Below are 24,200 nucleotides of genomic sequence, written 5' to 3' on the forward strand. Positions count from 1 at the left end.
AGCTACCGGAGGCCGCGTAGAACATCGCGTTGTGCCTAGGTTCACAACGAGATGTGGGAGCTCTTGAAGAAACTCTTAGAAGGGCAGCAGCACGTCCATCACTTGCTGGCCGTAGCGCGGCTGTTGCACGTCCATGATCTGGCCGCGGCCGCCATAGGCGATACGGGCCTGGGCGATCTTGGTGGAATCGATGGTGTTGTCGCTCTGGATGTCTTCGGGGCGGACGATGCCGGCGACCACGAGCTCGCGGATCTCGTAGTTGACGCGGATCTCCTGCTTGCCTTCGACCACGAGGTTGCCGTTCGGCAGCACCTGGGTGACGACGGCGGCGACGTTGGTCTGCAACGCTTCCTGGCGCTGCACCGAGCCCTTGCCATCGCTGGAGGCGGTGGAGTCGGCGGTGAGGATGCGGCCGGGCAGCACCTTCTGCGCCTGCACGCCGAGCGTCTTCGAGCCGATGAAGTCCGTGATGCCGGAGTCCTCGGAGTTGGTGCGGCTGCGCTGGGTCTCGTTGGAGAGGTTGGCCTTGTCGGTGATGTTCACGGTCACCGTCAGGAGGTCGCCGACCTGATGGGCGCGCTGGTCCTTGAAGAAGGCGCGGCTGCCGTTGCGCCACAGCGAGTTCGGATTGTAGGAGGCGACTTCCGGTTTCGGCATCGGCATCTGCACCGGCTTGTAGCCGGGCTGCGTCGTCGGATTGTCGATCGCGGACAGTTTCGGCTGCTCGCCGATCTGCGACAGACGGTCGATCGAGGAGCACCCGCTCGCAAAGGCGAAGGTTGCGAGCAGCGCGCCGGAGAGGGCGATACGACGAAGACGGGCCGCGGAACTGAACTTGGACATGACTTACTCTGACTTGGCTTGTGCTTGCGCGATCTGGGTTGGCGAAACCGGGGCCTGGATCAGGCTTTGGGCGAGGGCGGCCGCTGAGGGCGTCTCCTCGCGCTTGAGCGATGAGGTCTGCTCGACCGCGGGCGCGGCAGGCGCGGACTGGCTCGCGCCCTGCACCGTGACCTGGCCGCGGCCGGTGACGATGCCCTGGAGCGTGCGCTTGGACTGCATATTGAGGACGGATACGGTATCGCCCTCAGAGCCGCTGTCGACCGCCTTGCCGCGGGTGGTGAGGTAGAGGCCCGGCACCTGGTAGATGATGGTGACGTTCTGGTCGCGCTGCACGAGGTCGGGCTTTGCGATGTCGGCGACGCGGATCGGGGTGCCCGCCCGCATCGGATGACGGAGCTGCATGCCGACCGCGCGCTCGCGCGAGGCGGCTTCCCCCTGGACGTCCGCCCGCGGGCGGCGCTCCAGCACGACGTCGGACGACTTCAGCATCTCGGTGCGGTCGATGTCGCGGCTCAGCACCGCAACCTCCACGGTCTCGATCGCGGTGCCGGTGAGGCGCAGCTTGGTCGGCGCGAGGCTGTTCTCGTTGTTGATCTCGAAGGTCAGGTCGAAGCGGCCGCTGCGCGCGTCGTAGCGTGTGGCGGTCGCCTGGAGCGCGCCGGTGTTGGAGGCGTCCAGCCGCACGTCGGAGATGCCGCGATCGAATGTGACCGTGATGTTGGCGGCGTCGCCAAGGCCGAAGCGGCGCTCGAGCGCGGAGGCGACCGCGAGCTCGAGGTCCTTGTTGGCAAGCGTGCGCGCGAGCCGTGTGACCGTGACCTCCTTGAGGTCGCCGGTCATCACGCCGATCACCTGCTTGGCACGCAACACGCTCAGGACGTTGGCGACCGGCAGCGCGCCGGTGGTGCCGAGATCAGGCGAACGATAGACCGGGATCTGTGCGGCGGAGCCCGCATTGTCGATGAGATCGCCGACCCGCACCACGTCGGAGGTGACGGTGATGCTGGCGCGCAGCGTCGGCGGCGCGATGCCGTCGTCGGCGGCCCATGCCGGCGCTGACAGCGCGAGCAGGGCGGCGAGGGTGGTGATGGTCTTGCGCATCATCGTCATTCCCTAGCGGAACAGCGCCGTGGTGGATTGCATCATCTGGTCGGCGGCGCTGATCACCTTGGCGTTCATCTCGTAGGCGCGCTGGGCGGCGATCAGGTCGCTCATCTCCGAGACGACGTCGACATTGGCCTGTTCGAGGCTGCCCTGCGTGATCGTGCCGTAGCCTTCCGAGCTCGCGGTGCCGTCCTGCGGCGCACCGGAGGAAGGCGTCTCGGTGAACTGGTTGTTGCCGACCGGCTGGAGGCCCGCCTTGTTGATGAAGCGCGTCAGCGCGAGCTGGCCGATGATGGACGAGGTCGACGAGCCCGGCAGCGTCACCGAGACCTGGCCCTGCACGTTGACGGTGAGGCCCGAAGCGTTGTTCGGGATCGTGATGGTCGGCTGCACCGGATTGCCCTGCGCGGTGACGATGCGGCCCTGGTTGTCCATCTGGAAGGTGCCGTCGCGGGTGTACTGGTAGGTCCCGTCAGGCATCAGAATCTTGAAGAAGCCTTCGCCCGAGACCGCCAGATCGAGGTCGTTGCCGGTCTGCGACAGCGTGCCTTGCGTCATGCTGCGCGGCGTGCCGACCGTCTTGACGCCGCCGCCGATATCGACGCCGACCGGCAGGATGGTGCCCTGGTCGGACGACTGCGCGCCGACGCGGCGGATGTGCTCGTAGATCAGATCCTGGAACGCCGCGGTCTGCTTCTTGAAGCCGGTGGTGCGCAGGTTCGCGATGTTGTTGGAGATGACCTGCACGTTGAGTTCCTGTGCCGCCATTCCGGTCGCAGCGGTGTGAAGCGCTTGCATGTCAATCGTCTCCTGATGGCGTTACGCTGGAACGTCGGCGAGCTTCTCGATCGCCGATTTGTGCATGTCACTTTGCTGCTGCAGCAGGTTGGCGACCTGGGTGTACATCCGCATCACCTCGACCATCCGGCTCATCTCGCCGACCGCGTTCACGTTCGACTTCTCGATGTAGCCCTGGCGCACGGTGGACTTGGTGTCGGCCTGCTGGTTCGCGGAACCCTGGGCGTAGAGATTGGCGCCCTGTTTGGCGAGCCTCTGCGGATCGTCGAAGGCGACCATGCGGATCTTGCCGCGGATGGAGTCGACGCGGGCGGTGCCCTCGAGCACCGTCACCGTGCCGTCGGGCGCGACGTTGATGTCGTGGTCGGTCGGCTGGAAGGTGATCGGGCCGGCATTGCCGAGCACGAGATTGCCGTCCGAGGTGACGAGCTGGCCCTGGTTGTTGAGCGAGAACTTGCCGTCGCGGGTGTAGCGCTCGCCGCCGGCGGTCTGCACCGCGAAATAGGAATTGCCGTCGACCGCGAGGTCGAGCGGGTTCTTGGTTTCCTCCATCGGGCCCTGGCCGACATCGCGGAAGGTGCCGCGGTCCTGCACATAGGAGACCCGGCGGTCGGAGCCGACGAAATTGTCCTCACGCGCGCCGGAGTTGAGGAATTCCTCAAACAGCGTGCGATCGGCCTTGAAGCCGTTGGTGTTGGCATTGGCGACGTTGTTGGCGATGACATCCATCTGCCGCTCCAACGTCATCTGCCGCGATAAACCGACCAGAAGCGCGTTCTGCATCGGATGGTTCTCCCCTGTGGAGGTCCTGCTTCGCCGCTCTCCCAAGCGTCTTGGCCGACCCGTCGATGAGACCTTCGGGCTCTCCCAAACCGTCCGGTCTCGGCCTTTCCTCAGCGAAAGCCGTGCCAACGCAGAAAATCACGCATTCGCAGGCGCTTAGGTGTTCTGGAGGGGCGAGCGAGGGGCGGCAGAAAGGTTCTGTTGACCATGTTTGCCCGGCAGATTTTTCCTAGCGCAGGGGCAATCGAAAGGTTCTGTTAACCATGATTACCGTACCGTTTGCAGCTATGAGGAGCGCGTTGCGCGCTGGGGCAGTTGTATCGCGTCACTGGCCGACCAGAAGGCTTCGCTTTCTCAGATCCTTGATAGTGAGCGAGCGCGGCGACCATGGCAGAGAACGAAGCGGAAGGCGGCGCAGCCACTGACGGCACCGAGGCGGCCCCGCCGAAGAACAAGCTCAAGTTCATCATCATCGCGGTCGCAGCGCTCGCCATTCTCGGCGGCGGCGCGGCAACCTGGTTCTTCCTCTTCCGTCATGGCGACGACGAGCACCATGCCGAGGCCGCGCCGCCACCGAAACCGCCGGCCTTCGTCGACGTGCCCGACATGATGGTCAACCTCGCCGGCGCGCCAGGAGAGCGCGTGCAATATCTGCGGCTGAAGATCGTGCTCGAATTGAAGGAAGAGAAGCAGATCGAGGCGATCAAGCCGACGATGCCGCGCGTCACCGACATCTTCCAGACCTATGTCCGGGAGCTGCGCCCCTCCGACCTCAATGGCTCCGCCGGCATCTTCCGCCTCAAGGAGGAGCTGACCAAGCGCGTCAACGCGGCGGTCGCGCCGATCCAGGTCAGCGCGGTGCTGTTCAAGGAAGTCGTGGTCCAGTGACGGTGCAGGGAAGGTAACGGGCTAGCGTCATGGCCGGCAACGAGCAAATGGACCAGGATGCGATTGCCGCCCAATGGGAGGCCTCGCTCGATTCCGAGGATCCCGCGGAGGCCGCGAAGGCTGCTGCCGAGAATGAACTATCCGAGACCATGGCCCTGCAATGGGCGGCCATGGTCGAGGACGGCAGCCGCGATCTCGGCAACGGCAAGAATTCAGGCGAGAGGGTGCTTTCGCAGGAGGAGATCGACAATCTCCTCGGCTTCACCGTCGGCGACGTCACGCTCGACGACCATTCCGGCATTCGCGCGATCATCGATTCAGCGATGGTCTCCTACGAGCGTCTGCCGATGCTCGAAATCGTCTTCGACCGCCTGGTGCGATTGCTGACGACTTCCTTGCGCAATTTCACCTCCGACAACGTCGAAGTCTCGCTCGACCGCATCACCTCGGTGCGTTTCGGCGACTACATGAACTCGATCCCGCTGCCGGCCGTCCTCTCGGTGTTCAAGGCCGAGGAGTGGGAAAACTTCGGCATGGCGGTGGTCGACTCCAGCCTGATCTATTCGATGATCGATGTGCTGCTCGGCGGTCGGCGCGGCGCGAGCCAGCTCCGCATCGAAGGCCGGCCCTACACCACGATCGAGACCGAGCTGGTCAAGCGGCTGGTCGAGGTGGTGCTGGCCGACGCCGAACAGGCATTCCGGCCGCTGTCGCCGGTGACCTTCACGATCGACCGGCTCGAGACCAATCCGCGTTTCGCCGCGATCAGCCGTCCTGCAAACGCCGCGATCCTGGTGCGACTGCGCATCGACATGGAAGATCGTGGCGGCAACATCGAACTACTGCTGCCTTACGCGACCATCGAGCCGATCCGGGGCGTCCTGCTCCAGATGTTCATGGGCGAAAAGTTCGGCCGCGACACGATCTGGGAAGGTCATTTCGCCACCGAGATCGTCCAGGCCGAGATCGCGGTCGATGCCGTGCTCTATGAGGCCGACATTCCGCTCAAGCAGCTCATGCGGCTCAAGGTCGGCGACACGCTGCCGCTGGACATGCGCGCGGATGCCAACGTGACCGTGCGCTGCGGCAGCGTCACACTGACCGAAGGACGGATGGGACGCGTCGGCGATCGCGTCGCGATCCGCGTGACGAAACCTCTGCGCAAGCCAGGTACGACACTTGCGATGTTCGAGAAGGTCGACGAGCAGAACAAGATGATGGAGGCACCATGAACCACTCCTTAGGCATGGCGATCGAGATGCTGGTCGCGATCCTCCTGATGCTGACGATCGGCTACTGCATCCTGCTCAACAAGCGGCTGACGCGGCTGAAGGCGGACGAGCATTCGCTGAAAGCCGTCATCGCCGAGCTGATCACCGCGACCGAGATCGCCGAGCGCGCGATCGGGGGGCTGAAGCTCGCTGTCCGCGACGTCAACGAAAATCTCGGCAGCCAGCTCGCCGCCGCAACGCAGATGTCCGACCAGCTCTATCGCCAGCTCGGCGAGGCCGACAACGTGGTGCGGCGCCTCTCCAAGATCGCCATCGCCGCGCGCCCCGTGACGAATCCGGAAGCTGCCGCAGCCCCCGTCGTCAAGCCCTCGGCGGCGAAGGCGGTGGCGGCGGCTGCCGAAGCATTCTCCGAGCGCAGAAGGTCCAACGGGATTGCCGCATAAAGTCGATGCATGAAATCCTTTCGTAACATCCGCGTCATTCCCGTCGTTCTGGTCGCAGTCGCCGCCCTCGCCATGCTGAAGGTCGCGGGCCTCGTGATCAACGGCGGCTACGTGTTCGACTACCAGCCGAACACGACCAGAAAATCCTGGGCGCAGGAAAACCTCAACTTCCCGACCGGCCGCGAAGACCCCGACATCACCGGCTCGACGCACGGCGCGCCGAAGGAGGCTTCCAAGGAAGATGCGCCGAAACCGGCCGCGCCCGAGACCAAGCCCGAAGGCCAGGTGATCAAGCCGGAAGAATCCCGCGAGCAGACTTCGCCCGCCGAGCGCGCGATTCTGGAGCGCTTGCAGAACCGTCGCCAGGAGCTCGAAGCACGCCAGCGCGAGATCGACATTCGCGAGAGCCTGCTCAAGGCGGCCGAGAAGCGCATCGAGTCCAAGGTCGAGGAGATGAAGGCGGTGGAAGCCCGCATCTCCACCACCGCAGCCGAGCAGAAGGCGGCGGAAGCTCAGCGTCTCAAGGGCCTCGTCACCATGTACGAGGGCATGAAGCCCAAGGACGCCGCGCGGGTGTTCGATCGCCTGGAGATGGGCGTGCTGATCGAGATCGCGACGCAGATCGCGCCGCGCAAGATGTCGGACATCATGGGATTGATGCAGCCCGAGGCCGCCGAGCGGCTGACGGTCGAGATGGCCCGCCGCGCCGGTGGCGGCGGAGACCGCTCTGCCGATGCCGCCGATCTGCCCAAGATTGAGGGCCGCCCGACGCAAAAGCCGAATTGAAACGGAGGATTTCCCGCTCCACCGCGATGGGGCTGGGGGCTGAAGTATCGCGGTGGAGCGGAGCCGGCAAACCTCAATACGCAAGCGAAGCCCCGGCGAGGACAATCTGCGTGTGTGATTCGGGCGTGTTGGCGGCCAATTCGAGGCGTTGTTGGTGCGCGCACAACACTTCGCTCGGCGCACCACTCCCCTCCGTGATGCGTTTTCCGCAATGCAGCATCGGTTACTGCGAGAACGGATTGCGAGAATGGATTAAGACGCCATTAGCTTATGCGGATCATGCTTCTCAGCATGAGAGTTGCAATGGCCGCACTTGTTGCTCTCCTCGCGCTTCATTACGTGGACGAGCAACTATTCGGCGCCCGGTACACCCGAGGCGTAACGGCGATGCTGTCTCAGATCATGAGGTCGTTCGGCTAGGGCGCGTTCAGACTGTTTGTCTAGTTCGCGACGCGCTGGTCTACCCTGCGATCTCCGATCCCGGCAGTCGTCGCGTCGAACCACTTCCCGGCGGGAAGCGGCGTGCCGCATCGTTGCCTGATCAGATCGGCCTTCGTGACACGCGTCACCAGATTCAGAGTGCTATGGCAACAGGAGCACTCGTAAACCTTCAGAGCATATCCTTTGGCGACTGGAACGAGAGCTATGAGTGCTCTTGCCCTGCTGCATATGATGCAATTGGCTTCCCCGCGCATCGATCGAGCCCCCGCCTGATCAATCGAAATCGGATCGTCACGACGCTATCTCGTTCTGATTCGCTCATCGGTTGCAACATCTCAATGGTTGAGCGGGTGCGCCCGGCAAACCTCACCGCGCAGACCGTCCTCACGCATGAAGCGAGTGACGAAGAGCCTGCCTCGCGTTGCAGATGCAGTCAGACGGCGCTTCTCGTTCTGAACGTGCGATGAGTTGACGCGCGCAAAATGTGAGCTGGACGACAGTCGCGCAGCGCACACTGGAACTAGGGTGGGGCCATTCGCTAATCAGTGGCGTGGAGGGAGCGATGAACTACTGCTCATCCATAGCAGACCGCGCAATCGAGGCCATCAATCGTCTGCTGATCGTGGCGATGACGTCCGCCTGGACATCGACCTTGAGTCATCAGCATGCATTGCCGCCCGCTGAGGAAGATGACAGTGACGATGACGCTTGTTCGCGGCAGCACAGCGCCTCGCCGTCGGATTGGAACGGCAGGCAACACTGAAAGAGCCTTGCGGCACAGCCGCAGTTCGCGATCAACACGCGACGTTGTGAGGCGTTGATGACTCCGATGTGGTGGCGTGTTTGGTCGGGTCAGCGATTTCCGATCCGAGCGCGCCAACGTGCTTCAAAAGTGTCGTAGTCCACGGCCCATGCTTGCGAGTCCAGCGGATTGCTCGGGCTTGCCGCGACCGAGCCCGTCACGTTCGCGGCCAAAGCTGGTTGTGCCGAATTCCGCTTTGGCCACTCCAGCTCCGATTTAGAAAGCATAGGCTTGCCCTCGTACCAGCATTTCCGTTCATCGATGATGCGATAGGACCACCAGCGACCCTGCGTCGACGAGGGTATCGAGCTGCTGCATTGTTGCTTCGCCATTGCATCGGGTGTCCCGGCTGGCAAAAGCCAGGTCGCGAAGGCGGCAAGGGCGACCGGTCGGAGCCGGTTCGTCATTGGTCTGCAAAGGAACCGCTTCGCTGCTGTAAACGGCTTACAGCAACGACGAGCTCGGGACGTTCCAGAACTTCGATCAGTCTATCGAGAACACGCTCGGTGCTCTGAGGTCGCGGTTGAAGGTATTCTTCGAGGATCGATTGCGCTTCGCTGATCGCATGAAGTGCCAATTGTTGATCGGTCATCACTTCTTACCCATCCACAGATCCGCCGGTAACAGAGGCAGAAAAGATCAAGTCACTTTTGGGGAATATTCACGTTTTCCTCAGGTCTTTGATCAACTTTTGTTTCAATCGGAACCTCAAGCCATAGAAGCCCACAGGTCGAAAATCTTCATACCATCAACTCGTGGTGATAGGCGGGCTGAGCGCTCGCTTCATGAACAGAGACCGAATTCAAAGGGGCGGCGGCGTCGTGCGCAGGCGCAAGCGATTCAACTGCTTGGGCTCCCAGAAGTCCCGGGCGTGCTATGTTTGTATCGACCAACGACGGGGTAGGGGGCAGTTCCGCGAACGCAAGAGCGCCCGAGCCTTTGGCCTCGGTAAGCTCGTTCCTGAAATGAAATACGTCTTCAGCGCCGAGCGCTGTGAGAGGATGTGAGCCGAGGAGCGCGGGTGTGGCAGCGGACCATTCAGAATGATCGGCGGCGGACTGAATGGGCGCGATGCCTTGCTCGCTCCTTGCGCTGAAGGCCAGATTGGCAGCGAACGAAAAAACAAAATGGTCGCTGCTGGCGAGATGGTTGGCACCGAACCCGCTGATGCCTTCAGGCTTCGCTTCAGCCTGGCTGATGTCGTCCCCGCTCTTGCCGGTCGTCGTCGGGCTGCTGGAACTGCCGGCGGCCACGTCGATTTGGCCGGTATCGTTCGTTGAGTCCGGACTGGCTGCCGGTGGCTGGCTGGCGTCGCTTCCGCCCCCTGTGCCGTCTTGTTTCGATGTCCCATCGCTTGGTGGCGGATCCGTTTGCGTTGCGGCAGCCGGGCTGTCGAGGTCCCGGAAGCCTGCGCCGTGGATGGTAATCGTCACAACCTGCGGCGTGCCGTCGATCGTGGTTATCGTGAAGGTATCGGTCAGCGTGTCGCAGGCCCTGAGAGCCCGGACCGCGCAGTTGTCTTCGTCGAGTGCGTAGGTCCAAACGCCCGCAGCCGTCATCGTGAAGGTGCCATAGCCGTGCGTGCTGCACTTGGGCGCGCAAACCGCCGTGAACAGGTTGGGCGGATTGTCGACATCAGTGTCGGTGAGCGTGCCGGTGGCCGTCGGTGCCTCCGGCGTCTTGCAGATCGGCTCGGTCACCGAGCCCGTCGTGGTGCCGTGGATGATGGCAGGGTCGTTGGCGCCCTGGATGGTGATCGTCACCACCTGCGGCGTGCCGTCGATCGTGGTCACCGTGAAGGTGTCGGTGAGCTTGTCGCAGACATTGAGCGCCTGCACCGCACTGTTGCTGTTGTCGAGCGTGTAGGTCCAGACGCCCGCTGCCGTCATTGTGAAGGTGCCGTAGCCGCCAGCGCTGACCTTGGGTGAGCACACCGCGGTGAACGTGTTGGGCGGATTGTCGACATCGGTGTCGGTCAGCGTGCCGGTCGCCGTCGGCATACCCGGCTTGCAGCCAGCCGCCTCGATCACGCACCCGGCTGTCTTGCCGGAGATGATGGCGGGATCGTTGGCGCCATGGATGGTGATCGTCACCACTTGTGGTGTGCCGTCGATCGTGGTCACGGTGAATTTGTCGGTCAATGTGTCGCCGACATTGAGCGCCTGAACTTTGCAGTTGCTGTTGTCGAGCGTGTAGGTCCAGACGCCGGCCGCCGTCATAGTGAAGGTGCCGTAGCTGCCCGCTTCGGGACAACCGACCGGCACGAAAGTGTTGGGCGTATTGTCGACGTCGGTGTCGGTCAGCGTACCGGTCGCGGTCGGAATTCCCGGCTTGCAGCCGGCCGCCTCGGTCACTGAGCCGGTCGCGTCGCCCGAGACGATCGCGGCATCGTTGGCGCCGTGGATGGTGATCGTCACGACCTGCGGCGTACCATCGATCGTGTTCACGATGAACGTGTCGGTCAAGGTGTCGCCGACATTGAGCGCCTGCACCTTGCTGTTGGTATTGTCGACTGTGTAGGTCCAGACGCCCGACGCGGTCACGCTGAACGTGCCGTAGCCCGCCGTGCTGGTCTTGGAATTCACGACCGTGAAGGTGTTTGGGGTATTGTCGACGTCTTTATCGGTCAGTGTGCCGGTCGCGGATGCGCCGGGCGCCGCGTTGGCAACGCCGCCCGCTTCGGTTGACGAGCCGGTGGTGACACCGGAAATGATGGCGGCGTCATTGACGCCATCGATGCTGATTGTGAAGTTCTGAGCAGTGGTAAGGTTGCCGTCCGACACCGTAATGACGAAATCGTCAGTCGTCGGCGTCGTCAGCGCGTTGATCGCGTCACTGTTCGGTACGAAGGTATAAGCGCCGCTGGCGCTGTTCACATAAAGCGTGCCATAGGTGCTGGCTTTCGATACATCATACGTCACTCCGCCCACGACCGTGTCGCCGGCGGTGCCGCCGCTGATACCGAAAATCAGTGGCGCGCCGCTGGTGCTGCTGGCGCTGAACGTGCCGCTGGTCGCAGTGAAGGTGTCAAACACCACCGTATCGAGTTCGACCAGTCCTGACTGAATATTGAACGTCGGCGGCGAATGAACAACGATGGGATTATCGGGAACGACGACGGTGCTAGGCAGCACGATCGGAAGCGAATGTAGCTGCGCAGGAGCGTCGGACTCTATGAAATTGATCGGCTCCAGCGGCAGCGTCTCCGGGAAGGGAGTCGTGCCGGATCCCTTTGGCCCGACCTCCTTCGAGAGATTGGCCCACACGTCATGCTCCGCCGCCTGGAGTTCCTCCATGCGAGCCGGGGTATTGACGACCTGGTTGACGCTGACCGAAGACCCGACCTTGTTGAGCACGACCGTCTCGCCGGGATCCTCGACGATGATGTGTCGCGGAACCGCCTCCTTGGTCACGAGCTCGAACGCGCCGTGCTCGACGTCCTTGTACGTGATGCTGTCATTGTCCAGGAACGTGATATTCGCGTCTGCGGCCTCGGCACCCTTCAACATCGAGAACATCAATGTTCCGAGCGCCAGCATTCCGAACCCGCCCGTATGGATCCGGCCGCGAATGCTCCCAACGGGAGTATCGAGCGTCAGGGCACCGCTCTTTGCCGACCGCCCGGCAACGAAAGCAAAGGTGCCTTTGGATATCGTGAACACGGCCGAGCACGAGTTGCGGTCGAGATCGCAGACGAATTCGCTCAGCTCCATGCGCGCGCCGCTGGAGAGGTTGAAAAAGGTGTCGTCAATGAAGCGGATGCCGATCTGCCCGTCGGCGGCCGTCTCGATCACATCACCGGGGCGGAGTGGATCGCCAACCATGACTTGGGTGGCGATGCCGCTCGCACGCCTCAAGATGCCGCAACCGATCGCCGTGTGAACGGTGCCGATTATCTTCGGAGACGCGACCACGGAGGTCACGTCTCCGGCCTCTACGCCGGACGCAACTAACATAGCCTTCGACCTCGTCAGCCGAGAACTCAGGCTCAGCGCGCCTTTTTTCTTTCGTTCTGGTCTGCCCTCGCCACGAGATCAACCAATCATGGCGCCGGCAGCCCAGGGCTTGCCCGCCGAAATCCTGATCGAGATCACCCAAGTCGATTCAAGAAAGAGACGCGTTCAGCGCGTGGTCGAACCCGGCCCCTTCCATCGAAGCGATTTGCTTTTCCAAATGAGAGTTAGTGTAATTTTTCTGCGGTATTCCGGATCTGTGGAACAAAATTAAGCCGGCGGGATGGATTTAACAACCATTAAATTATATTATATACCGCTCGACTAGGTTTGTTCGGAAAAACCGCATGGGCTGGGGCGGAGATCTTCTCAATGAAGGGGGAGGTCATGCGTGTATATTCGATACTCGGATTGGTGACCGCTTTCATTCTGACGCTCGCCGGCCTTTTGCCAGATGCTGCGCGCGCGCAAGTCGATTCCGCCAAGCCCGTTCTTCAGAACTTTTCCTCGAAGCCAATTGGCAAGATCGTAACCGCCACGGGCTCCGTCACGATCGAACACGCGAATGCGGTCGTTGTTCAGGCCAACGTGCCCCCCCAACCCAATCAGACGAAAGTCGGCGATCTCGTCTATCTGGGGGACGTGCTGCGGACAGGGGATGACGGTCGAGTTGGCATCAACTTTACCGATGGCAGCTCGTTCAATCTGTCGAGCAACGCGCACATGACCTTGGACGAATACGTCTACGACCCAAACGGAAAGTCCAATTCGACTTTCTTCAGCCTCGCAAAAGGCACGTTCACCTTCGTTGCCGGCAAGGTCGCGAAAACTGGTGACATGAAGATCGACACCCCGGTCGCCACAATGGGCATCAGAGGCACCACGCCCCATGTCGAGATCTCCGACAACGGGTCGGTGAAATTCTCTACCCTCATCGAAGAGGGCAAGAGCAAGATGACAAAGAAATCCGCCGGTTCCACTGGGCCATCTGAACAGAAAGCCGACCGCAAGCTCAACTTGAACATCTGCCGACGGTGCTAGAAGCCTTTCACCAGGGACAGAAATTTCCCTAATTCGTGATCGGGGATACTGATATGAAGCCGAGTGCGACCGGAGCCATCACCGGCGTCGTGGCGTCTGGTCTCATCTTGCTATTGCTGGAGCTGCCGGCGGTGGCGCAGGCGCCGAAGCAGGAGGGGAGCTATCTCAAGACGATTGAGCTGTGCAACAGCGTCGCGCGCGCATCGCTCGAAGCACGAATTGATGGTTGCACCGCGTTCATCGATGCGCACCGAAACGCGACGAAGGCCTTGGCCATCGCCTATAACAATCGTGGCAACGCTTATGCCGAAACGGGACGCTATGATCGCGCCATCCACGATTTCGATCAATCGATCGAGCTCAACCCGGGCTACACCAAGGCCTTCAACAACCGCGGTGTGGCCCATCTGATGAAAGGCGAATACGACCTCGCGATCGAGTCTCTGGATGAGGCCATCAAGCTCAATCCTGGCTACGGCGAGGCCTTCGCGAACCGTGCAGAGGCTAACCTTCGAAAGAACGCGTACGATCGCGCGGCGCGAGACTACGACGAGGCCATCCGTTTGCGGCCAGATCTGGCGGGCGCGTGGAGCGGACGCTGTTGGGCCCGGACCATGCTGGGCACTCTGCAGGCTGCGCTCGAAGACTGTAACAAGGCGCTTCAATCGGGATCGGGCAATGCGGCCACATACGATTCGCGTGCTCTGGTCTTCCTGAAGATGGGCCAGCTCGCTGCAGCCATGGATGACTATAACTCAGCGCTGCGGCTCGAGCCGAAGCTGGCGAGCGCGCTTTATGGGCGCGGCCTCGCCCGGCTCAGGCAAAGCGACAAGGCAGGCGGTGATGCCGATATCGTGGCGGCAGAGACAATTCAGCCCGGGATCGCCGACGACTTCGCGCGCTACGGCGTGCAGTAGAAGCGGCATTCGCAAACTGGACTGCGACCGTCGAGGTATCAAAATCCGGTATTCAAGTGGGTTCGATGGTGCTTAGATTTCACCTGCGTCATGACGTGACGGGCGCTGGCTTACGGACTCCGCTCGTTGCTTTGGAATAGGTTTGCCCTTAAGGCCCGCCTCCAACTCTTGAAGCCTTCCGTTCTTCCCCATACTCGGGGGCGGGTCTTTGTTTTTCAGAAGACTGTGGGCCGCACCGCTGGCCAAGAAGTCCGTTGCCATGCCACGCTGCGCAGTCGAATACGACGGCAACGTAGCGGTACTCTCCTCGTGATGTTCTGTCTCGCACACGCCGCGCTGTGGGCGCGTGAAGCAAGTGCCCAGTGTTCAGCGCGCGACGTCCTGCAAAGTCAAAATCATCGGCCAGGACGGCAAGGCGGACGCGCAAATATCCGTGCGATCCCGCTTGCTGTTCGTGCGACCGACAGGAGCCGAGAACGCAGCATTCCTTCCGCCCTAAGAATAAGAATATCGTCTGCTGAGACCAGGGCTCCCCTGGCGGCCGAGGAATGACGGGCGTCACTGGGCCAGACCCCTCACGGACCGCCGGGTTGCCGGCGGATCTCTTCCAGCAGGCGGCGCATCGCCTCGACCTCCTTGCCGAAGCCTGCCCAATCACCGGTTTTCAACCGCTCCATTGCCTGATCGTAGTGGGTGAGCGCCTCCTGCGCGCGTGCCGCCACGGCTCCTTCGCTGGGCAACTCCGCGGTCCCACCCGGTGCCGTCGTTGTGGGCCCGCTGTTCGCGAAGAGCGCCCACAAGGCTTCCTCGAGCGTTTCCTTCATGACGACGTGCTCGCCATAGGCGGCAATCACCCGTTTCAGTTCCGGCAAATGACCCTGCTCGGCTCGCAGATATAGCGGCGACACGTAAAGGATCGAGTTCTCGATGGGGATCACGAGCAGGTTTCCCCGGATCACTCGCGAGCCCATCTGGTTCCACAGCGAGATCTGCTGGGAGATCTCCGTGTTCTGATGAATGCGTGCCTCGATCTGAAACGGTCCGTAGACCAGCTTCTCCTTGGGAAATTCGTACACGATCAGCTTGCCATAGCCGGGCTCGTCGCAGCGTGCGGCGAGCCATGCGATCATGTTGTCGCGGCGGCTCGGTACCATCGGGATCATCAGAAAGAACTCGGCTTGCGCTTCGCCAGGCAGTCGCATGATGATGTAGTAGGGCGCCATCGCGGTCGTGCCGTCCAGTGAAGAGACGCCATCGCCGGCCGGCTGGCGCGGGAATTGCCAGAGGTCCTCGCGGTTGTAGAAAACATCGGCAGATTCCATGTGATAGGTTTGGAAAAGCCGGGCCTGGATCAGGAAGAGGTCCTCGGGATAGCGAATGTGCCTTTGCAGATCGGGCGGCATCGCCGTGAACGGCTTGAAGAGAGCCGGGAAGATTCGACGATAGGTCGCGGCTATCGCGTCTGCCTGGTCCATCAGATAGAAGTCGACGGTACCGTTATAGGCATCGATGATCACCTTCACCGAATTTCTGATGTAGTTGAGATTGTTGGAGCCGGACGCGCGCTGCGCATAGGGAAAATATTCGCTGGTCGTGTAGGCGTCCTGAATCCAGAACATCCGGCCCTCGCTGACGACAAGGTAGGGATCGCGATCCAGAATCAGGAACGGCGCAATCGTGCTCACCCGCTCCTGGATGTTGCGCCGGATCATGATCCGGCTGCCGTCGCCGACGTAGTCTGAAAGAAACAGGTTCACGTCGTTGAAATAGTGGGCGAAGATCAGTCGCCGCACCATGCTCGACAACGGGACGCCGCCGGCACCGTCATAGGATGCGTAGACGTTGTCCTTTCCCTTGGGATAGTCGAACTCCGGCACGGTTGCCTTGACGATGACGTAGTCCTCGGTCTGCTGCCCGTAGTAGATGCGCGGCTCGCGAATCTCGGGTCCTCCCTGCGCAACTGGAGGAACATCGTGCAGGTAGAGGAGCGGAAGCCCTTCGCTGCTCTTCTGCGTGACCGGACTGAGCACCGCACCATTGCCGTGGGTGAACAGGATGTGGCGGTTGACCCAGGTCTGCGCGTTGGGCGGCAGCAGCTCGGAATTCAGCTCGCGCGCCGAGAGGATCACGCTCTGGTAGGTGCCGCCGAGCCAGTAGCGGTCGACATCGAGATTGCGCAGCTTGTAGTAGGTGCGGATCTCCTGAAGTTGCGCGTAAGTGTCGGCCAAGGGTTGCCAATCCCACAGCCTTATATTCTCGATCGTGGCCTTGTTGGCTTCGAGCGTGCCGAAGGTCAGGGTCTGCTCCGCAGGGAATGGCTTGGGCGAGATCCGATTGAGATTGTAGGCCTCCCGGGTCAGCGCGATGTTGCGAGCGATGTAGGGACGCTCCCAGTCCAGCTCGTTGGGCCTGACGTAGAAGCGCTGAAAAACTGCGGGGATGATCCCGGAGAGCAGGAAAGCGGCGCCGAACAGCAGCGCAATTGTGGCGGTGGGGAGGCGGTAGGTGCGGACCCACAGGTTCGCCCATGCGGCCAAGGCAGCGACGATCGACAGCGCGATCAGGATCCACAGGACCGGCAATTCGACGTTGACGTCGGTATAGCCTGCGCCGACCACCACGCCGTTGTCGCCGAACAGCAGGTGGTAGCGGTCGAGGCCGTAGGACCACGCCTTCATGCCGAAGAAAAGCCCAAGCAGTGCCGAACCGTGGGAGATCGCCGCCGGCGACATTCGTTGGGCCCGGTCCTCGATGTCGCCATGCACCCAATAGACGAATCCGGCGAACAGTGCGCTCATGATGAGCGTCAGCATTGCCCAGTTCTTGATGGCTACGAACGCGGGCAGGGAGAACAGGTAGAAACCGATATCCTTGCCGTACAGGGGATCGTTGCTACCGTAGGGCACCTGATAGATGAAGCGGAGCAGCGTGCCCCAGTTGCCGACCTCGCCCCAGGCGACAAGCAAGGCAAAGAGGCCGCTGCTGGCGGCGATCACGCCGCGCCACGGCAGCCGCTCGCGCAGGAATTCAAGCGGATCAGGCTGAGCCGCGGCGGCCGCAAGTGTTGGAACAAAGGCCGCAGGCAATCGGGTTCGCCGCCCGCCAAGACCAAGCGCAATCCGCGCGTTCAGCCACAAGATGGTGGCAGTCGCGGCGAAAACGACAATGAAGCCAGCGGTTTTGGCGCCGATCGTGATCCAGAATATCTGCGTGTAGCCGACCGAGGCGAACCACATCCAGTCGACCAGGACGTCGCTCACGAGAGCGAGCAGGATCAGACCCATGACGATGGCGATGGCCGCGATAGTGAACCCTGCCGCAGCACTGCGCCGCGGCGCCTTCTGGCCGGGTCCGGCGATCCCGATCGTCATGTTCGCACTATAGCAGAATGGCGGCCGGGGCGGCGCTCTCCGGACGTGAGACCGATGGCGCGAATTACCCCTACGCTGGAAGGCCCGGGCTGGCTGCTTCGGGAACGGTGGTGCGGCGCAGCGAGCGCAAGTCAAATCAATCCGACAGCATTAACAAGTCCTTAATTGGCGAAACCTTAAAGTCGGGGGCACAGGCCGGCCCCCATCGCCGGCGTGAATCGTCGGACTGGATGAAATGCCGCCAATGGCGCGACAGGCTGCCGCTGGATTTTGGTCGCGAGCCCGGGCCTTGGTGTTGACCTCGGCGCCGGCTGCGCGCCGTCGTGTCCGCGCGCTGTCCGCACTGGCCGCCTGCTTGTTGGTGGGCCTGGCTTCGCCCGCGCGCGCCCAGCCGGTGCGGGGTGAGGCGACCTTCTCCGCCGGCGGGGGCTTTGCGCGCCTTGTCATCAAGCTCGGCGAGGATGTTTCCTCCGAGGTGACGACCGCGGGCTCGATCCTCATCATCCGCTTCGAGCGACCGGTCGATATACCGGTCGATCGCATTCCGGAAGGCGCTCCCGACTACGTCAACTCCGCGCGGCGCGATCCCGACGGCGCAGCGATCCGGCTGTCGCTGGCGCGCCGCGTCACCGTCAACACCATGAACGCCGGCGAGCGGACCTTCGTCGACCTTCTGCCCGAGGGCTGGAAGGGCGCGCCGCCGAGCCTGCCGATGGACGTGGTGAAGGAACTTTCCGATCGTGCGCGCGCCGCCGAGCGCGCGCTGCGTGCCCAGCGTGTGGCCGCCGAGACCAAGAAGCGCCCGCCGATCCGCGTCCGCGCCTCGGTTCAGCCGACCTTCGTGCGCTTCGTCTTCGAGATGCCCGACGGCGTCGCCGTCTCCTCGGTGCTCAACGAGCAGAAGCTGACGCTCGCCTTCAACGCCAATCTCAACTTCGATCTTGCAGACGCGGTCGTGGCGGCCCCCCCGAACGTGGCCTCGATCAAGCAGAAGGCCGACATCGACCAGACCAATATCGAGATCGCGCTGATCGGCGAGGCCGACGTGCACTCTTTCCGCGACGACAAGAACTATGTCGCCGACGTCGCCTTCCAGCCGGACAAGAACAAGTCCGCGACGACGGCCGAGCAGGTTCTGGCGCCGGCAAAGCCGGCCGCGCCCCCTGGATCGCACGCGGCGGCCGAGAAGGAGATGCCGCGCGAGATCAAGCCTCCGACCTCCGAGACCATCGCGCGCGAGGCCAAGATCGACGTGAAGCCGGAGACCGCGGGCGCGCCGCCGGCTGCCGAGGTGCCGAAGCTTGCACCGGCCGCGTCCGAGCCCGTCGCAGCTGAAATTGCGCATCCGGCCGAGGCACCGAAACCTGCGCCTCCGGCCGCCGAAGCCGCAGCGCCGGCTGCTGCGCCAAAACCCGTGGCCCCGGTGGCCGCCGAAGCGCCGAAGGAGCCGGTCAAGGAGGCGCCGAAGGACGTGGCGAAAGCCGCACCGGTCGGGGCGCCGGCTCCGGCCGTCTCGCAAGAGACCGCGCCAAGCGTCGATGCCCGCCGCGACAGCGACGGCCTGCGCGTGACGTTCCCGCTCTCCGTCGCAACGCCCGCCGCCGCCTTCCGCCGCGGCGACACCGTCTGGCTGGTATTCGATACGCAGAAAGCCATCGACGTCGAGCCGATCCGGGCCAAGGGTGGTGCGATGATCGGCGAGGTCAGCCGCACGCCGCTCGACAAGGGCCAGGCGATCCGCATCCGCCTCAACCGGCCGCTGGTCTATTCGCTGTCGAGCGAGGAGAACGGCAAGGAGACCAACTGGCTCCTGACGCTCGCCGACAAGATCCAGGCGACCCCGCTGCCGTTGATGATGATGCGCAACATCACGGACCCCGCGCTCGCCAATATCGCGATCCCCTTCGCCAATCCGGGCATGCTGCACAAGCTGACCGATCCCGACGCCGGCGACACGCTCTACGTCGTCACCACGCCGCGGCCGGTTCGCGGCTTCATCAAGCGGCAGGACCTGGTCGACCTCTCGCTGCTCGAATCCGCGCACGGCATCGCCATTCGTCCGAACTCCGACGAGGTCGGCGTCGAGGTCGGCTCCGACAAGGTGATCCTCGGCAAGAAGGGCGGGCTGACGCTCTCGCCGGTCGACGTCTCCGCCGAGCGCGCGCCGACCGCGGTGCGGCCGGTCTTCAACATCGAGGAATGGCGCAAGGGCCAGTCCGAGCTGTTCATGAACAGGCAGAGCGCGCTGGTCAACGCGATCGCGGCGGCCGAGCCGGCGCAACGCTCGATCCCACGGCTTGATCTTGCGCATTTCTACATGTCGCGCGGCATGTATCACGAGGCCAAGGCGATGACCGACGTCATGCTGGCCGATCCCCTCAACAAGGAGGAATCCTCGGCGCTGATCATGCACGCGATCGCGAGCATCCTGATCGGCCGTCCCGGGCAGGGGCTGAAGGATCTCGCCAATCCCGTGATCGGCAATAGCCACGATTCGCAGCTCTGGAAGGCGCTCGCCTATGCACGCCAGGGCAAGTGGGCCGATGCACGCGAGAAGTTCAAGAACGTCGAGTTCGCCATAGCCTCGCTGCCGCTCGACGTTCAGCGCATCGTGACGATGGATGCGATGCGGGCTTCGCTCGAGGTGAAGGACTATGCCGGCGCCTCCAAGCGGCGCAGCGAGCTCGAGGTCGTCGGCGTGCCGCCGGAGATGGCGCCGTCCTTCGCGGTGCTGCGCGGCCGGCTCGCCGAAGCGCTCGGTCACGACAAGGACGCGCTCGACGACTACAAGTTCGCGGTCGACTCGGACGACCGGCCGGCCGCCGCCGAGGCCAAGCAGCTCGAGGTCGCGCTGCGGCAGAAGCGCGACGAGATCACCAAGGACGACGCGCTGCGTGAGCTCGAGACGCTGGCGATGACCTGGCGCGGCGATGCCATCGAGGTGAGGACGCTCCAGTTGCTGGCCCGGATGTATGCCGACATGGGCCGCTACCGGGATGCGCTCGCCGCGGCGCGCACCGCGACCAAGCTGCAGCCGAATGCGGAAGCTTCGCGGCAGGCCCAAGATCTCGCGCAGGAGCTGTTCGCGCAGATATTCCTGAGCTCGAAAGGCGACGATCTTCCACCGATCGAGGCGCTCGGGATGTTCTACGAGTTCCGCGAGTTGACGCCGATCGGCCGGCGCGGGGACGAGCTGATCCGCAAGTTGGCCGATCGCCTGGCGTCCATCGACCTGCTCGACCAGGCCGCCGAACTCCTGCAATACCAGGTCGACCATCGCCTCGAAGGCGCTGCGCGCGCGCAGGTTGCGGCCCGCCTTGCCATGGTCTATCTCGCCAACCGCAAGCCCGACATGGCGATCTCGGCGCTGCGCGCGAGCCGCATCAGTGACCTCTCCGGCGAATTGCGCCAGCAGCGTCTCTTGCTCGAGGCGCGCGCGCAGAGCGACGTCGGCCGCCACGACCTCGCGCTCGACATCGTCTCCAACGTCGCCGGTCGCGAGGCCATCCGCCTGCGCTCCGACATCTTCTGGGCGGCGCGGCGCTGGCGCGAATCCGCCGAGCAGATCGAGCTCTACTACGGCGAGCGTTTTCGCGACTTCAAGCCGCTCAACGCGGTCGAGAAGAGTGACGTGATCCGCGCGGCCGTCGGTTACGCGCTCGCCGACGATGCGATCGGGCTGTCGCGCTTCCGCGAGAAATACGCGCCCTTGATGAGCGAGAGCTCGGACCGACTTGCCTTCGATATCGCGAGCAAGCCGGCGGCTGCCTCCAGCGCCGAATTCGCTGAGATCGCAAAGCTCGCTGCCAGCGTCGACACGCTCGACGGCTTCCTGCGCGAGATGAAGCAGCGCTTCCCCGACGCCACCGCTCGCGCGCCCATGCCGCCGCAGGCCAAGGACGAGACCGATCACACCGGCTCGCTGCCCTCGATCCCGCCCGTGAGGCAGATCAAGATGGCCCGCTAGACCGTTTGCCAAGGCCTCTCGACAGCCGTCCGCCAACGCGGCAATTTGCCGTCGTGCGCCGATGCCGGGAGAAGCGTGGACATGAGCAAGCCCGTCAAGACCGAAGCCGAATTGATCGCCATGGCGAAAGCCGAATTGAAGGTCCATGCCGATTGTTCGGAGGGCATGAAGATCATCGTTCTCCGCGATGGCAACAGCTGGGAGTTCCGCGACGAATCCGACCAGTCCACCATCGACAAGCCCGGCTACCCCGAATGCGTCGCCATGCTGGTGCAGATCGGCGATCACCTCAGCAAGCAGTATGACGTCAAGGGGTAGGCGACCTCGGTGTGAGGCGTCACCCCCCGTAACTCTGCACCAGGCTTCCTGCGACCAGCGACCAGCCGTCCACCAGCACGAAGAAGATCAGCTTGAACGGCAGTGACACCACCGCTGGCGGCAGCATCATCATGCCCATCGACATCAGGACGGAGGCGACGACGAGGTCGATGATCAGGAAGGGCAGGAACAGGAGGAAGCCGATCTCGAAGGCGCGCTTCAGTTCCGAGATCATGAACGAGGGAATGAGGATGCGGAGTGCGAGCTCGTCCGGGGTTGCCGGCGGCGGCTCGCCGGAGAGGTCCATGAAGAGTTTGAGGTCCTTCTCGCGCACGTTCTTCTGCATGAAGCCGCGCAGGGGAACTGAGGCGCGCTGGAGCGCGTCCTCGACGCCGATCTGGTTGGCGACCAGCGGCTTGATGCCGTCGTCGTAGGATTTCTGCAGGACCGGTCCCATCACGAAGAAGGTGAGGAACATCGCGAGCGCGATGATCACCGAGTTCGGCGGCGCCGTCGCGGTGCCCATGGCGGTGCGAAGCAGCGACAGCACGACCACGATGCGCGTGAACGACGTCATCATGATCAGGATCGACGGTGCGATCGACAATACCGTGAGCAGCGCGATGAGCTGAATTGCGCGCTCGGTGACGCCCCCGCCGCCCTGGCCGCCGAGATTGATGCTGATGTCCTGCGCATGCGCAGGCGCCGCCAGGAGAGCGGCGCCGATCAGGACAGGAAGGAAAAAAACTCTACGCGGGAAAGCCGAACGTCTCACGAAGGCGGCTTCGGACGGCCGAGCAGGGAGGCCATCTCGTCTTCGAGATTTTCAAAGCTCGTCTTCGCGGGCGCCGCCGGGGCAGGTGTCTCGTTGCGCGACGGGCGCGCCGCGGGTGCGGGCGGCTCGGGCGCAACGGGAGGCGCGACCGTCTCGCCGGTGGGCCGGCGCAGTGCTGCCTCGAGCCGCTGCGCCATCTCGGCGAGATTCTGCTCGGCGCTCGAGGGGGCGGCCGGCGGCGAGGGGGCCGGCGGGGCGGGAGGCGCCGGGGGAGGCGGTGGCGGCGCAGAGGCGCGCTCGGCACGCACCGGCGGGACCTTCGCCGGTTCGCTCTGGCGCGGCGGACGCGGCATCATCGGCTCGCTGCGCGGGACGCGCGGCGGCATCGGCTCGGGCCTGACCTGCGGCTCGCGCTCGGGGCGCGGCGCGAGCGGCTCGGCGGTGAAGCCAGCGAGTGAATCGCTACGGCGCTCGGCGAGCGCAGGCGCGGGCCGGCGCACTTCGTCGGCGAAGGAGGGGCGTGCGGGCCGCGGCGGCGGCTCGGGCATTTGCGGCTCGGGCTGGTCGAGCAATTCGGGGCGCGGCGAGGGCTCATCCCAAGCGGCAGGTTCGGGCATCGGGGCGAGGCGCGGCGGCTCGGCACCCCCAGACCGTTGCGGCAGCTGATCGCGGCTCGAGGCGGCACGCACGATGTTGGGCTCGACGACGATGTCGGTCGGGCCGCCGATCATCAGGAGATGTTCGACATTGTCGCGCCGGACCAGCACCAGGCGGCGGCGCCCGTCGACGGCGGCGGCATCGATCACGGCAAGCCGGGGCATCCGGCCGCGCTGGGTGTTGGCGCCCAGCCGGTTCGTCGCGAATCGACGAACCAGCCACGCGGCCAAGCCGATGAGCGCCAGCACGACGATGAACGCTAAGATAAAGGTCAAAGGGCCTTGCATGCTTGTCCCCGGCAAATGGCGCTTGTCTCATGCGGCCAATGGTCGAAATCCATCCCGACCGCAAGCCCGCGACGCCCCAGAAGTTCGATCCCTTAACACCTTACGGCAGGTTCTGCCGTCCCCAGTTCTTAATAACCCATGAATCGCCCGATCCAAAACGACTTCTTGGGAATTGTTCCGGAGCCAAGCGGTTGGGTTAACGAGTGTTTTGGAGCGTAGAATCACGGGGGCGAAACCTTGGCGTCTCAACGAGGGACATCTGCCGCTAACGTCTTAACCGGCCGTTAACCATACACGCGGCAAATTCTGCCTAGCCCCGGGGGCCTGATCCCGGGGCAAGGAGCCGCAAGCCATGTCCATCAACGACCTCCCGGTGCTCTCGGCGCTTCGCACCAAGATGCAGTGGCACCAGGAACGCCAGCGCGTCCTGTCCGAGAACGTCTCCAATTCCGACACGCCCAACTTCCGGCCGCGCGACCTGGTCGAGCCCAAATTCGACAAGACCGGCGCGGTCGCCGGCTCGATGGGGCCGCTCGCGATGGCCCGCACCACCGCCTCGCACATGACTCCGTCCGGCGCGCCGTCGAGCTTCGACCAGAACAAGAATGCGGGCTTCGAGACACGCCCTGCGGGCAATGCCGTCAATCTCGAGGAGGAGATGATGAAGTCCGCCTCGAACCAGATGGATTACGCGGCCGCGACCTCGCTCTACTCCAAGAGCCTGCACCTGCTGAAGACCGCGATCGGCAAGGGCTAGAGCATGATCCGGAAAAGTGTGCAGCGGTTTTCCCTCG

19 protein-coding genes are annotated in these 24,200 nt (G+C 63.5%); 10 read left to right on the forward strand and 9 right to left on the reverse strand.

What is annotated here, in order from left to right:
* Positions 1–75: 75 nt before the first annotated feature.
* From flgH to flgF, 4 genes are read right to left on the reverse strand one after another with little or no spacing between them, the layout of a single operon-like run.
* Positions 76–843 carry a flagellar basal body L-ring protein FlgH gene (gene flgH, locus SO180_RS01485; RefSeq protein ID WP_449377071.1) on the reverse strand — a complete coding sequence of 256 codons (768 nt, stop codon included), beginning with the start codon at positions 841–843 and terminating at the stop codon, positions 76–78.
* A gap of 3 nt (positions 844–846) precedes the next feature.
* Positions 847–1,947: a flagellar basal body P-ring formation chaperone FlgA gene (flgA, locus tag SO180_RS01490; protein WP_449377072.1), complete on the reverse strand. Its 1,101-nt coding sequence runs from the start codon at positions 1,945–1,947 to the stop codon at positions 847–849.
* A gap of 9 nt (positions 1,948–1,956) precedes the next feature.
* Complete coding sequence (gene flgG / locus SO180_RS01495) at positions 1,957–2,745, reverse strand: flagellar basal-body rod protein FlgG (protein WP_449377073.1); 789 nt, start codon at positions 2,743–2,745, stop codon at positions 1,957–1,959.
* Positions 2,746–2,766: 21 nt separating this feature from the next.
* Positions 2,767–3,528, reverse strand: a complete 762-nt coding sequence (gene flgF / locus SO180_RS01500; protein WP_449377074.1) for a flagellar basal-body rod protein FlgF — start codon at positions 3,526–3,528, stop codon at positions 2,767–2,769.
* Positions 3,529–3,915: 387 nt separating this feature from the next.
* Here flgF and fliL point away from each other — a divergent pair, with 387 nt between their 5' ends.
* The 5 genes from fliL (at position 3,916) to SO180_RS01525 (ending at position 8,081) form a co-directional block, all read left to right on the forward strand.
* Positions 3,916–4,416, forward strand: coding sequence for a flagellar basal body-associated protein FliL (fliL, locus tag SO180_RS01505; RefSeq protein WP_449377075.1), 501 nt, complete (start codon positions 3,916–3,918; stop codon positions 4,414–4,416).
* 29 nt (positions 4,417–4,445) lie between these two features.
* Positions 4,446–5,648: a flagellar motor switch protein FliM gene (fliM, locus tag SO180_RS01510; RefSeq protein ID WP_449377076.1), complete on the forward strand. Its 1,203-nt coding sequence runs from the start codon at positions 4,446–4,448 to the stop codon at positions 5,646–5,648.
* A complete protein-coding gene (locus SO180_RS01515) occupies positions 5,645–6,091 on the forward strand; it encodes a DUF6468 domain-containing protein (RefSeq protein ID WP_449377077.1) in 447 nt (148 codons plus the stop codon). The genes fliM and SO180_RS01515 overlap by 4 nt, the downstream gene beginning before the upstream one ends.
* A gap of 9 nt (positions 6,092–6,100) precedes the next feature.
* On the forward strand, positions 6,101–6,877 hold the full coding sequence (locus SO180_RS01520; RefSeq protein ID WP_449377078.1) for a MotE family protein: 777 nt from the start codon (positions 6,101–6,103) through the stop codon (positions 6,875–6,877).
* Positions 6,878–7,880: 1,003 nt separating this feature from the next.
* A complete protein-coding gene (locus SO180_RS01525; protein ID WP_449377079.1) occupies positions 7,881–8,081 on the forward strand; it encodes a hypothetical protein in 201 nt (66 codons plus the stop codon).
* A 442-nt stretch (positions 8,082–8,523) separates the two neighbouring features.
* Here the strand turns inward: SO180_RS01525 and SO180_RS01530 are convergent, their stop codons facing one another.
* Together SO180_RS01530 and SO180_RS01535 are read right to left on the reverse strand one after the other, a co-directional pair.
* Positions 8,524–8,712, reverse strand: coding sequence for a hypothetical protein (locus tag SO180_RS01530; protein WP_449377080.1), 189 nt, complete (start codon positions 8,710–8,712; stop codon positions 8,524–8,526).
* 148 nt (positions 8,713–8,860) lie between these two features.
* Positions 8,861–11,914: a VCBS domain-containing protein gene (locus SO180_RS01535; RefSeq protein ID WP_449377081.1), complete on the reverse strand. Its 3,054-nt coding sequence runs from the start codon at positions 11,912–11,914 to the stop codon at positions 8,861–8,863.
* A 531-nt stretch (positions 11,915–12,445) separates the two neighbouring features.
* Between SO180_RS01535 and SO180_RS01540 the strand changes: the two genes are divergently transcribed.
* Both SO180_RS01540 and SO180_RS01545 read left to right on the forward strand, forming a co-directional pair.
* Positions 12,446–13,114 carry a FecR family protein gene (locus SO180_RS01540; protein WP_449377082.1) on the forward strand — a complete coding sequence of 223 codons (669 nt, stop codon included), beginning with the start codon at positions 12,446–12,448 and terminating at the stop codon, positions 13,112–13,114.
* A 53-nt stretch (positions 13,115–13,167) separates the two neighbouring features.
* A complete protein-coding gene (locus SO180_RS01545; protein ID WP_449377083.1) occupies positions 13,168–14,031 on the forward strand; it encodes a tetratricopeptide repeat protein in 864 nt (287 codons plus the stop codon).
* 575 nt (positions 14,032–14,606) lie between these two features.
* Here SO180_RS01545 and SO180_RS01550 read toward each other — a convergent pair.
* On the reverse strand, positions 14,607–17,402 hold the full coding sequence (locus tag SO180_RS01550; protein ID WP_449377084.1) for a UPF0182 family membrane protein: 2,796 nt from the start codon (positions 17,400–17,402) through the stop codon (positions 14,607–14,609).
* A gap of 244 nt (positions 17,403–17,646) precedes the next feature.
* On the opposite strand from SO180_RS01550, the gene SO180_RS01555 reads away from it, so the two are divergent.
* Positions 17,647–21,369, forward strand: a complete 3,723-nt coding sequence (locus SO180_RS01555) for a tetratricopeptide repeat protein (protein WP_449377085.1) — start codon at positions 17,647–17,649, stop codon at positions 21,367–21,369.
* An 81-nt stretch (positions 21,370–21,450) separates the two neighbouring features.
* Positions 21,451–21,687: a hypothetical protein gene (locus SO180_RS01560; protein WP_449377086.1), complete on the forward strand. Its 237-nt coding sequence runs from the start codon at positions 21,451–21,453 to the stop codon at positions 21,685–21,687.
* Positions 21,688–21,706: 19 nt separating this feature from the next.
* Here SO180_RS01560 and fliP read toward each other — a convergent pair whose 3' ends face one another.
* Together fliP and SO180_RS01570 are read right to left on the reverse strand one after the other, a co-directional pair.
* Entirely contained in the window at positions 21,707–22,462 is a 756-nt protein-coding gene (fliP, locus tag SO180_RS01565; RefSeq protein ID WP_449377087.1) for a flagellar type III secretion system pore protein FliP, read from the reverse strand.
* Positions 22,459–23,406, reverse strand: a complete 948-nt coding sequence (locus SO180_RS01570) for a flagellar biosynthetic protein FliO (protein WP_449377088.1) — start codon at positions 23,404–23,406, stop codon at positions 22,459–22,461. Before SO180_RS01570 ends, fliP begins: the two co-directional genes overlap by 4 nt.
* Before the next feature lie 352 nt (positions 23,407–23,758).
* Here SO180_RS01570 and flgB point away from each other — a divergent pair, with 352 nt between their 5' ends.
* Entirely contained in the window at positions 23,759–24,163 is a 405-nt protein-coding gene (gene flgB, locus SO180_RS01575) for a flagellar basal body rod protein FlgB (protein WP_449377089.1), read from the forward strand.
* The last annotated feature ends 37 nt before the right edge of the window (positions 24,164–24,200 follow it).

The organism is Bradyrhizobium sp. UFLA05-112 (assembly GCF_053572325.1).